We start from the raw sequence: 11751 nt of genomic DNA on the forward strand, positions 1-11751 counted from the left end.
CATCGAATCACATGACGTTCAAATTGCTCACAGGAGAATATGAAGATGCGTCAGCTCGACTTTACTCCCTTCCGTCGCTCGGCAATCGGGTTCGACCGGCTGTTCGACATGCTCGAAGCCAGCGCCCGCCAGGCGAATTCGGAAAACTATCCCCCCTTCAACCTCGAGCGTCTTGCTGAAGACCGCTATCGCATCACCATCGCGGTGGCCGGCTTCAAGCCCGAGGAGATCGACATCACCGCGCAGCAGAACCTGCTGCTGGTCGCCGGCAAGAAGGCCGGGGAGAATGAGAACAACCAGGGCAATTATCTGCACCTGGGCATCGCCAACCGCAGCTTCGAGCGTCGCTTCGAACTCGCCGATTTCGTGCGGGTGGAGAATGCGAACCTGGCCGATGGCCTGCTGACGATCGAGCTGCTGCGCGAAGTGCCCGAGGCGATGAAGCCCAAGAAGATCCAGGTGGGTACCGGCAGCGAGCCGGCCGCGATCGACCATCGCACGGCCAACGCAGCGTAAGTGCACCTGAGAGCGCGCGGCGTCCCCTCCCTTAGGCGCCGCGACGGGGCGCCCGGGCTTCGGCCCGGGCGCCTTTTCTTTTGGGAGCGCCGACGGAATGGACTACGTGGCGCATGACCGTGGGCGATGCCACGTGAACGGTCAGCCTTCCCCTTCGTCCAACAATGCACAAAGCCGCTCCGCGTCGTCCACCGACGCGGGATTGTAGACGATCATGCCGAGTTCCGGCCTTCCCTCAACAGCGAAGGACGAGAAATCCATCGCCAGCAGCCCTGCATCGGGATGATAGATGCGCTTGGTACCCTCCCCATGCGAGATCACGTCGTTGTCGTGCCAGAGCGCCTCGAACGCAGGGCTGAGGCGGGATAGCTCTGCGACCAAGTCCGTGACTTCGGCACTGGAGATGGCCCCAGCGCGCGCCACATCTGCGCGGAAGGCGCCGACCACGAAGCGTGCCATCTTGTCGAAATCCGCATTCCGCGTGCGGACGCGATCGCTGCCGAACATCAGCCGCAGGATGTTGCGTCCCTCACGCGGAAGCTTGGCATAGTCCGTGAGCAGCACCGCCGCGGCTCGGTTCCAGCCGACGACATCCCACATCGCGGTCTTCACGATCGCCGGGCTGAGCACCATGCCGTCCAGCACGCGCTGCAATCTCGGCGAGATACCGTCCACAAGCTGGTATCTTGCTTCCGGGGGCCGGCCCAAGCCCAGCATGTAGATGTGCTCCCGCTCGGACTCGGTGAGCATCAGCCCCTTGGCGATACGATCCAGTACATCGGGGGACGGCGCCCCGCCGCGCCCCTGCTCCAGCCACGTGTACCAGGTAGGGCTGATATTAGCCCGGATCGCGACCTCTTCGCGGCGCAAGCCCGGCGTGCGCCGTCGACCTTTGGAAAATCCGAAAGCCGCCGGGTCGAGACGCGTGCGGCGATCGCGCAGATAGGTACCAAGCGGATTGAGCGGATCGCTGGCCACGGCACATCCTGTTTTGAATTATACTAGGATAACGTCACCACTTTAACAGGTTCAACAAGGGCCGGATACCGCGATGGGCAAGAAGGAGATTTCCCATGCGTGTATTCCTCACCGGCGCAACCGGCTTCATCGGCGCTCATGTCATTCCCGAGCTACTCGCGCATGGTCACCAGGTACTCGGCCTCGCGCGCTCGGAAACGGGCGCAGATCAGTTGCGGTCGGCCGGCGCCGACGTTCATCATGGCGACCTGGAACGACCTGAAACGCTCGCCAGCGGCGTCGCGGCAGCCGACGCGGTCATCCACTGCGCGTTCGATCACAACTTCGACGCTTTCGTTGAAAACACCCGCAAGGATGCCCGCAACATCGCAGCGATGGGGGAAACACTGGCGGGTACGACCAAGCCGATCCTGATCACCTCGGGCGTGGGCAGCGGCTCGCCGCGGAACGGCGGACTGGCGACCGAGGACATCCTGAACCCGTTCCACGGCAATCCGCGCATCGCGACCGAACTTGCCACCGCGGCCCTGATCGCGAGAGGCATCGACGCCCGCACGATCCGTCTCCCGCAGGTGCACGACACCACCAGGGCAGGACTGATCACCCCGTTGATCGCGGAGGCGCGGCGTGCCGGGTCGCTGGCATATCTTGGCGAGGGACGCACACGCTGGGCTGCGGCGCACGTCAGCGATGTGGCCAAGCTCTACGTCCTCGCGCTCGATAGGGGCGAACCCGGCGCGAGATATCACGCCTCTGTCGAGGAGGGAGTAGAAGCTCGCGCTATTGTGGAGACGCTCGGCGAGCGCATCGGCCTGCCGGTCCGATCGATCGAGAAGGACGATGTCCCACATTATTTTGGCTGGATGGCGCCCTTTGCCGACCTCGACATGATCGCTTCGAGTTCCTGGACGCAGGAGCGGCTGGGGTGGCACCCGGACGGACCCGATCTGCTCACCGATCTTGCTGCGATGGACTCGTCCGCGCTCGTGCCTGCATGATCGAGAGACGCTGCACGCGGGCTGTCGGGCCTGTGTGCAGCAGCAGGCTCGTGCCTGGATCGAGAAGTGGAGGTCTTCCGTCGACCTCCCGGCTCTTCACCCCGCCGGCTTCAACCCCAGCAGCCACGGCCGCACCCGCCCGGTGGGCTTGGCCACCCCGTCCAGCCGCTCGGCGCGGACGATCGTCACCGGCTTGAGGATCATCTGGCCCTTCATCACGTCGCGCCCGCCGCCGCTCGGCAGCGCGAGGATGCGCTGGACCACGTCCATGCCGCTGATCACTTGGCCGAAGGCCGCGAAGCCGAGGTTCGCGCCGCGCGCATCGAGGCCGGGATTGTCGCCGACCATGATCGAGAAATTGCCGTTGGCCGAATTGGGGTTCGGCCCGTGCGCCATCGAGATGGTGCCGCTCAGGTGCTTGAGCCCGGTCTTGCTGGTCGGCTCCAGCGGCAGCGGGTCCAGCATCCGGCGCGCATCGGTGCCGACGCCGCCCTGGATGAAGCCCTTGGTCGGTTCGGTCTTGCGCCGCGCGGTGCGGTAGAAAGCGGTGCCCTCCAGCCGCCCGTCATCGACATAGGCGAGGAAGTTGGCGACCGTCTTGGGCGCGCGCTTCGCATCCAGCGCCAGCGTGATCGCGCCCATGCTGGTCACCAGCCGCACGCGCACCTGCCCGGGCACGGCCCGCGACGGCTGCGGCGGTGCCGGCGCTGCGGACACCGCCAGCAGCGCCAGCCCGGCGACGAAGGCCCGTCGCAGCACGCCCTTAGACGAGCCGCGAGTGCTTGACGGCGGCTTCGATGAAGCCCGCGAACAACGGGTGGGGATCGAAGGGCTTGGACTTGAGCTCGGGGTGGAACTGCACGCCGACGAACCAGGGATGGTCCGGCCGCTCGACGATCTCGGGCAGCGTGCCGTCGGGCGACATGCCCGAGAACACCAGACCGCCTTCTTCGAGCACCGGCTTGTAGGCGGTGTTCACCTCATAGCGGTGGCGGTGGCGCTCGCTGATCGAATCGGTGCCGTAGATCGACGCGACGACGCTGTTGCCGCCGAGCTTCGCCGGATAGGCGCCGAGCCGCATCGTACCGCCCAGATCGCCGCCTTCCTCGCGCTTCTGCAGCCCGTCGGCGGTCATCCATTCGGTGATCATGCCGACCACCGGCTCCTGCGTCGGGCCGAACTCGGTGGTCGAGGCATCGGCGGTGCCCTGGGCGCGGACGCCCTCGATGCACGCCATCTGCATGCCGAGGCAGATGCCGAAGAACGGCACGTTGCGCTCGCGGGCGAAACGCACGCCGGCGATCTTGCCTTCGCTGCCGCGCTCGCCGAACCCGCCAGGGACGAGGATGCCGTGCATCGGCTCGAGCATCGCGGCGACTTCGGCCTCTTCCTGCTCGAACAATTCGGCGTCGAGCCAGCGGATATTGACCTTCACCCGGTTGGCGATGCCGCCATGGACCAGCGCTTCGGTGAGCGACTTATAGGCATCCGGCACGCCCATATATTTGCCGACCACGCCGATGGTGACTTCGCCCTCGGGGTTCTGCAGCCGCTCGACGATGCCGCTCCAGCGGGCGAGGTCGGGCGACGGGCCGGGCTCGATGCCAAAGGCCTTGAGCACTTCGCCGTCCAAGCCCTCGCCGTGATACTGCAGCGGCACCGCATAGATGCTCTTGGCGTCGAGTGCGGGGATGACGGCCGAAGTCGGCACGTTGCAGAACTGCGCGATCTTGGCGCGCTCGCCGGCCGGCAGCGGACGCTCCGAGCGGCAGACCAGCACGTCGGGCTGCACGCCAAGGGCTGCGAGCTCGCGCACGCTATGCTGGGTCGGCTTGGTCTTCAGCTCGCCCGCTGCCGCAATGTACGGAACGAGCGTGACGTGGATGCTGACGGTCTGGCCGCGGCCGAGATCGTTGCGGAGCTGGCGAATCGCCTCGATGAACGGCAGCGATTCGATGTCGCCCACCGTGCCGCCGATTTCGCAAAGCACGAAGTCGAGATCCTCGGTCTCCGCCTGGGCGAACGCCTTGATCGCGTCCGTGACGTGCGGGACGACCTGGACGGTGGCACCCAGATAGTCGCCGCGGCGCTCGCGCTCGATGATCGTCTTGTAGATCCGACCCGAGGTGACGTTGTCGGCCTGGCGCGCGGTCACGCCGGTGAAGCGCTCGTAATGCCCCAGGTCGAGATCGGTCTCCGCGCCGTCGTCGGTGACGTACACCTCACCATGCTGGTGCGGCGACATCGTGCCGGGATCGACGTTGAGATAGGGATCGAACTTGCGGATGCGGACTCGATAGCCACGGGCCTGGAGCAACGCCGCGAGGCTCGCTGCCATGAGACCCTTGCCGAGCGAGGAGACCACGCCGCCGGTGATGAAGATGTACCGCGCCATGGGAGAAAACGCCTAACGTCAAAGGGCGCAGACCGGCAAGCGTTCGAATCCGCCGGTTGCGCAATTTTTACGATTCATCCGCCGCAAGCGCGGCGAACTACGGAAGCTTACTGGCTGAACGGAACCGCGCTGTTGCCGGTGGGTGCCGTGTCGTTGCCGGTGGGCGCCGGGGCGGTCGGGACCGTCAGCGGGGCGACCGCGGCGGGCGCCTTCTGCAGGCCCGCGTCGATCTTGGTCGAGTGCCGGGTGGCCGCCAGGAAGGCGAGCACAATGCTCATCAGGATGAACGCGGTCGCGAGGATCGCGGTCATGCGCGTCAGGAAATCGGCCGCGCCGCGCGCCGACATGAGACCGGCCGGGCTGCCGCCCGAGGTGAGACCGCCACCCTCCGACTTCTGAACGAGGATCACCCCCACCAGCATGGCGGCGATGATGAACTGTACGACGAGGAGGAAGGTGAACATGAAATCCGGTGCCCGTTAGCGAAGGGCGCGACATAGGCGAGCCGCTCGGCGCAATCAACCGCCTGTTCCGCCCCCGACTCCAATCCTCAGGCGCAAGCCCATGGCAGATCGGCATTTTCATCGCGCTTTTCGCACAACATTTCGCCCGCGCACTGAAACCTAGTTGTAAAATGCGCGTTTGTTTCTTCGGTTCGATGCCGTGCCGGGCCTGAAACGAACGAGTGATGCTTGTGAACGCTATGTCCGAACAGACCCTGTGGGGATGGAAGAATACGCTGATCGATTATGTGCGGTCGGGAGAGCCCGACCTCACCAATCGGCAGATGGCGCTGCTGATGCTTGTATATCTGGACCCCGGCCCCCATACGGTGCGCGGTCTGGCGCGGGCGCTCAACGTCTCGAAGCCGGTGGTCACGCGCGCCTTGAATCGCCTGGGCACGCTCGGCTATCTGCGCCGCCAGCGCGACGACACCGACAAGCGCAACATCTTCGTAGCGCGTACCGCGGAAGGGGCAGAGTTTCTTGCAGAGTTCGGGCATTTCCTCGCTGGCAACAACATCAGCGAGCCAGTCCCAGAGCGCGCCGACGCGTAAGCGTCTGGCGCTGGACGGCCGTTCGGCCGCGATCGATCCCCGGGTGGACGCCGTCCGCCCCGACATCGCCGATATCCGCCTCGCCGGCCGCGTCTTCGCGCCGCATTACGCCTCGCCGATGCCGCGCGTGATCCATTTCGAGACGCCGCTGCGCGCCTCGGCCAAGGGCGACGAGCCGGCGCTGACCATGCTCCAGAAGGGCGACGTATTCGAGGTTCTCGAAATCGCCGGCAGCCACGCCTGGGGTGTCGCCCCGGGCCCGGCGTTGGTAGGCTATATCGACGCATCGGCCTTGGGGGAGACCGAATGATCGCGCATGTCTTCATCGACGGTGCGGCCGGGACGACCGGCCTCGAGATTCGCGAGCGCCTCGCCGGCCGCGCCGAGATCGAGGTGATGGTCCTCGACGACCAGGACCGCAAGGATCCGAAGAAGCGCGCCCAGGCGCTCAACGCCGCCGATTTCGTCATCCTCTGCCTGCCCGACGATGCGGCGCGCGAAGCGGTGGCGATGATCGAGAATGACCGCACGCGGGTGATCGACGCCTCAACCGCCTATCGCACCGCGCCCGACTGGACCTATGGCTTCGCCGAGCTCGAACCCGGCCAGGCCGCGGCGATCGCCGAGGCGGCGCGGGTGAGCAACCCGGGCTGCTACCCGACCGGCTTCCTCGCGCTGGTCCGACCGCTGATCCGCGCCGGGCTGATCCCCCACGACTATCCGCTGAGCGTCAACGCGGTCTCGGGCTATTCGGGCGGCGGCCGTGCGATGATCGCCGAGTTCGAGGGCGACGGCCCCGAGGCGACCGACACCGCCTTCCGCCCTTATGGCCTCTCGCTCGCGCACAAGCATGTGCCCGAGATGCAGAAGCATGCGCGGATCGAGCATCCGCCGATCTTCCTGCCTTCGGTGGCGCGCACCTATCGCGGCATGATCGTCGAGGTGCCGCTGCCGCTGTTCGCCTTCACCCGCAAGCCCTCGGTCGAGGCGCTGGAGAATGTGCTGCGCGACGCCTATCGCGACTCGCCGGTGGTGCAGGTGCTGCCCGCCGACGTGGCGACGGTGAGCATCGAGGAAAATGCCGGCACCGACCGCCTCTCGGTCCGCGTGTTCGGCAATGACGAGACCCGCCAGGCGCGGCTGATCGCCACGCTGGACAATCTCGGCAAGGGCGCCGCGGGTGCCGCGGTGCAGAACCTCAACATCATGGCCGGACTCGATCCGACCGCCGGGCTGGTGCTGTAATTCAAGATCCTCCCGGCACGGGGAGGGGGGCCATTCGCGCAGCGAATGGTGGAGGGGCAGCCGCGGCACGCGGCGGTTTTTCGCCCGAATCGCGAGTCCCGCGCCTCGCGGCGCGGCCCCTCCACCACGCGGCTGCGCCGGGCAGTCCCCTCGCCGTACGGGGAGGATTTTATCTCTGTTCGCATACCTATTCCTCCCCTTCGGCTTGATCTTTCGGCCGCATTGGTGTCTCGCGGGGCGAACCAATCGAGAGGGAAATGATGCAGCAGCCCGTCGGCAAATTGCTTCTGTTCGGTGCCACCGGTGACCTGGCGCAGCGCATGCTGCTCCCCTCGCTCTACGCGCTGCACGCCGATGGCCTCCTCCCCGATGGCCTCACCATCACCGGCACTGCGCGCTCCGAATATGACGATGAGGGCTATCGCGCCTTCGCCGCCAAGGCGCTCGACCAGTTCCTTCCCGCCGATCGGAAGGACGACAGCGCTGTCGCCGGCTTCCTCCAGCGTGTGCACTATCAGACGCTCGATGCCTCGCAGACCGAAGGCTATGGCGCGCTGAAGGAGAAGCTGGGCGACATCTCGGGCGGCCTCGCCATCTTCCTGTCGACCGCGCCCTGGCTGTTCGGGCCGACGATCAAGGGCCTCGAATCGGCTGGCCTCGCCGGCGAGAATGTCCGCATCAGCCTGGAAAAGCCGCTCGGCCGCGACCTCGCCTCCAGCCGCGAGATCAACGACATCGTCGCGGAGGCCTTCCCCGAGGAGCGCACCTTCCGCATCGACCATTATCTCGGCAAGGAGACGGTGCAGAACATCCTGGCGCTGCGCTTCGGCAACTCGCTGTTCGAGCCGGTGTGGAACGCGCGCGGCATCGACAGCGTGCAGATCACCGTTTCCGAAACCGTCGGCCTCGAAGGCCGCGCCGGCTTCTACGAGGATACCGGCGCGCTGCGCGACATGGTGCAGAACCATATGCTTCAGCTCGTCGCGCTGATCGCGATGGAGCCCCCTGCCCGCTTCGACGGCACGTCGATCCGCGACGAGAAGGTCAAGGTCCTCCGCTCGCTGCGCAAGATCACGCCCGCCGAAGCGCCCAACCTCACCGTGGTCGGCCAATATGGCGGCGGCGCGGTGAAGGGGCAGATCGTCCGCGATTACGCTACCGATCTCGGCAAGGACTCGCGCACCGAGACCTTCGTGGCGATAAAGGCGCATGTCGACAATTGGCGCTGGCAGGGCGTGCCCTTCTATCTGCGCACCGGCAAGCGCCTCGCCGAGCGCCGCTCGGAAATCGTCATCCAGTTCAAGCCGGTGCCGCACTCGATCTTCGCCGAGCGCGGCGGCATGCTCCAGCCCAACGCGCTGGTGATCCGCCTGCAGCCGGAGGAATATGTCCAGCTGCTGGTGATGGCGAAGCAACCGGGCCTCGACCGCGAAGGCTATCGCCTGCGCGAAGTGCCGCTCAACCTCAGCCTCGACGCCGAGTTCGCCGGCACCACGCGCCGCATCGCCTATGAGCGGCTGCTGCTCGACCTGATCGAAGGCGATCCCACGCTGTTCGTCCGCCGCGACGAAGTGGAGGCACAGTGGGAATGGATCGACGCGATCCGCGCCGGCTGGGACGCCAACGATCTCAAGCCCAAGCCCTATGCCTCGGGCAGCTGGGGCCCCTCGCTCTCGATCGCGCTGACCGAGCGCGACGGGGTGCACTGGCACGAATGATTGGGACGAGCACCCTCGCCTCTTGCGCTCCCCTCCCGCTTGCGGGAGGGGTCGGGGGAGGGATTGACGTGGCGGCTCTCACCCCAACGGCTGGCCTAGTACACCGGCCATCCCCTCCCCCAGCCCCTCCCGCAAGCGGGAGGGGAGCATCTGCGGGAGCCCACCCTATATCGGACCCGCGCGGCTATCACGCTGCTGACCAGGTCCCACCGAAACCCAAGGAGCTTCTATGACGACCGAAATCGAATGGTGGGACTATGACGACACCGCCGAGATGGGCGACGCGCTCGCCGGAGACGTGCAGTTCATCATCGAAAGCGCGATCGACGCGCGCGGCGCCGCGGTCATCGCGCTTGCCGGCGGCCGCACGCCGGGCCCGATTTACGCCAAGCTGAGCAACGCCAAGCTCGACTGGAAGCGCGTGACGATCATCCCGACGGACGATCGCATCGTGCCGATGGGCGATCCGATGTCGAACGTCACCGGCCTCGCCAAGGTGTTCCTGCCGCTCGGGGCCCGCGTGATCCCGGTCGTCAGCGAGAAGGCCGACGACTACAAGGCCGCCGGCCGCGCCGCCGATGCGCGCCTGCAGGACTTCCACTGGCCGCTCGACCTGTGCCTGCTCGGCATGGGCGCCGACGGCCACACCGCCTCGATCTTCCCCGGCCCCGACCTCGCCGAGGCGCTGACCGGCCCCAAGGAGCGCCGGGCGCTGGGCGTGATGCCCGATCCGCTGCCGCCCGAGGCGCCCGTCCCGCGTGTGTCGCTGTCGCTCGCCGCGATCGTCTCGGCGCGCGCATTGATGATCGCGATCACCGGCCAGGAGAAGAAGGACGTGCTGGAGCGCGCCATTTCCGAAGGCGCCGGCTCGACTCTCCCGATCGGCCGCGTCCTCGCCGAAACCGAACTGCCCGTCGACATCCACTGGAGCCTGTAAATGGCAACGCTGCACGCCGAAATCGCGGCGGTCACCGATCGCATCCTCGAACGGTCCAAGGCCGGCCGCGCCGCCTATCTCGACCTGATCCGCCGCGAGCGCGAATCGGGCAATGACCGGCCGAAGCTGGGCTGCGCCAACCTCGCCCACGCCTATGCCGGCACCGAGGAGCAGCGCGACACGCTCAAGGCCGGTGCCTGCATGAATATCGGCATCGTCACGTCGTACAACGACATGCTGTCGGCCCATGCGCCCTATTATCGCTATCCCGAGCAGATGAAGGTCTGGGCGCTGGAAGCCGGCGCCACCGCCCAGGTGGCGGGCGGCGTGCCCGCGATGTGCGACGGCGTGACCCAGGGCTATCAGGGCATGGAGCTCTCGCTGTTCAGCCGCGACACCATCGCGATGGCCACCGCCGTGTCGCTCAGCCACCGCGTGTTCGAGGGCGCAGCGCTGCTCGGCATCTGCGACAAGATCGTGCCGGGCCTGCTGATGGGCGCGCTGCGCTTCGGCCACCTGCCGATGGTGCTGATCCCCGGCGGCCCGATGCGCTCGGGCCTGGCCAACAAGGAAAAGGCCGCGGTCCGCGAGCGCTATGCCGAGGGCAAGGCGACGCGCGAGGAGCTGCTCGATTCCGAAATCGCCGCCTATCACGGCAAGGGTACCTGCACCTTCTACGGCACCGCCAACTCCAACCAGATGATGATGGAGGCGATGGGCCTCCACGTCCCCGGCTCGGCCTTCGCCAATCCTGGCACCAAGCTGCGCCAGGAGCTGACCCGCCACGCCGTCCACCGCCTCGCCGAGATCGGCTGGAACGGCGACGATTATCGCCCGATCGGCCATGTCGTCGACGAGCGCGCGATCGTGAACGCCGCAATCGTGCTGCTCGCCACCGGCGGCTCGACCAACCATCTGATCCACGTCCCCGCCTTTGCGCGCGCGGCCGGCATCACCATCGACTGGGAGGATTTCGATCGCCTCTCGCGCGCGGTGCCGCTGATGACCCGCGTCTATCCGAACGGCTCGGCCGACGTGAACCAGTTCGAGGATGCCGGCGGCCCGTCCTTCGTCATCAAGGAACTGCTCCGCGCCGGGCTGATGCACGGCGACGCGCTGACCATCGCCAAGGACGGCATGGCCGCCTATGGCCGCAAGCCCGATATCGAGAGCGACGCGCTGGTCTGGACGGAGCATGGCGAGAAGAGCAACGACGAGAATATCGTCCGCACGGTCGAGACCGCCTTCTCCCCCGAGGGCGGCTTCCGCATCCTCAAGGGCAATATCGGCCGCGCCTGCATCAAGGTGTCGGCGGTCGAGCGCGAGCGCTGGGTCATCGAGGCCCCTGCCCGCGTCTTCTCCGACCAGTCGGAAGTGCTTGCCGCCTTCCAGGCCGGCGAGCTGGAGCGCGACGTGATCGTCGTGGTCCGCTTCCAGGGGCCGCGCGCCAACGGCATGCCCGAGCTGCACAAGCTCACCCCGCAGCTGGGCGTTCTCCAGAACCGCGGCTTCAAGGTGGCGCTGGTCACCGACGGGCGCATGTCGGGCGCCAGCGGCAAGGTGCCGGCGGCCATCCATCTCTCGCCCGAAGCTTTGGGCGGTGGCCCGATCGGCAAGGTGCGAGATGGTGACATGCTGCGCCTCGATGCCGAGAACGGCACGCTGGAGGCGCTGGTCCCGGCGGACGAGTGGGACGCGCGCGAACAGGCCGCCCCGCCCCCGCCGGCGATCGGCACCGGTCGCGAGCTGTTCGCGATGATGCGGCACTACTGCGACGAAGCCGAAAAGGGCGCGTCGGCGATGCTGCACGAAGCGGGCCTGTAAACCTGTAACACATGTAAATCATACCCGGGTCGCCACGCGGACTTTACATCCGCGCGGCGGACGGGAAGAAGGACGGCCGCCTA

General features: G+C 66.9%; 12 protein-coding genes. 8 read left to right on the forward strand and 4 right to left on the reverse strand.

Features of this window, described 5'->3' with window-relative positions:
• Positions 1 to 39: 39 nt before the first annotated feature.
• Positions 40 to 516 (forward strand): Hsp20 family protein, encoded by a 477-nt coding sequence (locus tag BM009_RS08175; RefSeq protein ID WP_093295306.1) that lies wholly within the window; start codon positions 40 to 42, stop codon positions 514 to 516.
• Between the two features lie 141 nt (positions 517 to 657).
• Here the strand turns inward: BM009_RS08175 and BM009_RS08180 are convergent, their stop codons facing one another.
• On the reverse strand, positions 658 to 1494 hold the full coding sequence (locus BM009_RS08180) for a helix-turn-helix transcriptional regulator (RefSeq protein ID WP_093295307.1): 837 nt from the start codon (positions 1492 to 1494) through the stop codon (positions 658 to 660).
• A 95-nt stretch (positions 1495 to 1589) separates the two neighbouring features.
• Between BM009_RS08180 and BM009_RS08185 the strand changes: the two genes are divergently transcribed.
• The gene (locus tag BM009_RS08185; protein ID WP_093295308.1) at positions 1590 to 2492 is read left to right on the forward strand and encodes an SDR family oxidoreductase; all 903 of its coding nucleotides are present in this window, start codon (positions 1590 to 1592) and stop codon (positions 2490 to 2492) included.
• A 96-nt stretch (positions 2493 to 2588) separates the two neighbouring features.
• Here the strand turns inward: BM009_RS08185 and BM009_RS08190 are convergent, their stop codons facing one another.
• The 3 genes from BM009_RS08190 to secG all read right to left on the reverse strand — a co-directional run bounded on the left by BM009_RS08190 (position 2589) and on the right by secG (position 5351).
• Positions 2589 to 3251, reverse strand: coding sequence for a peptidylprolyl isomerase (locus BM009_RS08190; protein WP_093295309.1), 663 nt, complete (start codon positions 3249 to 3251; stop codon positions 2589 to 2591).
• 4 nt (positions 3252 to 3255) lie between these two features.
• Positions 3256 to 4887, reverse strand: coding sequence for a CTP synthase (locus tag BM009_RS08195; RefSeq protein ID WP_093295311.1), 1632 nt, complete (start codon positions 4885 to 4887; stop codon positions 3256 to 3258).
• A gap of 107 nt (positions 4888 to 4994) precedes the next feature.
• The gene (gene secG / locus BM009_RS08200) at positions 4995 to 5351 is read right to left on the reverse strand and encodes a preprotein translocase subunit SecG (RefSeq protein ID WP_093295312.1); all 357 of its coding nucleotides are present in this window, start codon (positions 5349 to 5351) and stop codon (positions 4995 to 4997) included.
• 224 nt (positions 5352 to 5575) lie between these two features.
• Here secG and BM009_RS08205 point away from each other — a divergent pair, with 224 nt between their 5' ends.
• The 6 genes from BM009_RS08205 (at position 5576) to edd (ending at position 11668) form a co-directional block, all read left to right on the forward strand.
• A complete protein-coding gene (locus BM009_RS08205; RefSeq protein WP_254772198.1) occupies positions 5576 to 5944 on the forward strand; it encodes a MarR family transcriptional regulator in 369 nt (122 codons plus the stop codon).
• A 43-nt stretch (positions 5945 to 5987) separates the two neighbouring features.
• The gene (locus tag BM009_RS08210; protein ID WP_254772199.1) at positions 5988 to 6254 is read left to right on the forward strand and encodes an SH3 domain-containing protein; all 267 of its coding nucleotides are present in this window, start codon (positions 5988 to 5990) and stop codon (positions 6252 to 6254) included.
• A complete protein-coding gene (argC, locus tag BM009_RS08215) occupies positions 6251 to 7189 on the forward strand; it encodes an N-acetyl-gamma-glutamyl-phosphate reductase (RefSeq protein WP_093295314.1) in 939 nt (312 codons plus the stop codon). Before BM009_RS08210 ends, argC begins: the two co-directional genes overlap by 4 nt.
• A 257-nt stretch (positions 7190 to 7446) precedes the next feature.
• On the forward strand, positions 7447 to 8907 hold the full coding sequence (gene zwf, locus BM009_RS08220; protein ID WP_093295315.1) for a glucose-6-phosphate dehydrogenase: 1461 nt from the start codon (positions 7447 to 7449) through the stop codon (positions 8905 to 8907).
• Positions 8908 to 9136: 229 nt separating this feature from the next.
• Entirely contained in the window at positions 9137 to 9844 is a 708-nt protein-coding gene (gene pgl, locus BM009_RS08225) for a 6-phosphogluconolactonase (protein ID WP_093295317.1), read from the forward strand.
• On the forward strand, positions 9845 to 11668 hold the full coding sequence (gene edd, locus BM009_RS08230; RefSeq protein ID WP_093295318.1) for a phosphogluconate dehydratase: 1824 nt from the start codon (positions 9845 to 9847) through the stop codon (positions 11666 to 11668). It begins immediately after the preceding gene.
• The last annotated feature ends 83 nt before the right edge of the window (positions 11669 to 11751 follow it).

Source organism: Sphingomonas sp. NFR04 (genome assembly GCF_900114095.1).
Taxonomy (GTDB): Bacteria; Pseudomonadota; Alphaproteobacteria; order Sphingomonadales; family Sphingomonadaceae; genus Sphingomonas.

Coding starts and splice junctions, on each gene's coding strand:
- BM009_RS08175 (WP_093295306.1), top strand. CDS start 40: ATGAAGATGCGTCAGCTCGACTTTACTCCCTTCCGTCGCTCGGCAATC.
- BM009_RS08185 (WP_093295308.1), top strand. CDS start 1,590: ATGCGTGTATTCCTCACCGGCGCAACCGGCTTCATCGGCGCTCATGTC.
- BM009_RS08195 (WP_093295311.1), bottom strand. CDS start 4,887: ATGGCGCGGTACATCTTCATCACCGGCGGCGTGGTCTCCTCGCTCGGC.
- secG (WP_093295312.1), bottom strand. CDS start 5,351: ATGTTCACCTTCCTCCTCGTCGTACAGTTCATCATCGCCGCCATGCTG.
- BM009_RS08205 (WP_254772198.1), top strand. CDS start 5,576: ATGCTTGTGAACGCTATGTCCGAACAGACCCTGTGGGGATGGAAGAAT.
- argC (WP_093295314.1), top strand. CDS start 6,251: ATGATCGCGCATGTCTTCATCGACGGTGCGGCCGGGACGACCGGCCTC.
- zwf (WP_093295315.1), top strand. CDS start 7,447: ATGATGCAGCAGCCCGTCGGCAAATTGCTTCTGTTCGGTGCCACCGGT.
- pgl (WP_093295317.1), top strand. CDS start 9,137: ATGACGACCGAAATCGAATGGTGGGACTATGACGACACCGCCGAGATG.
- edd (WP_093295318.1), top strand. CDS start 9,845: ATGGCAACGCTGCACGCCGAAATCGCGGCGGTCACCGATCGCATCCTC.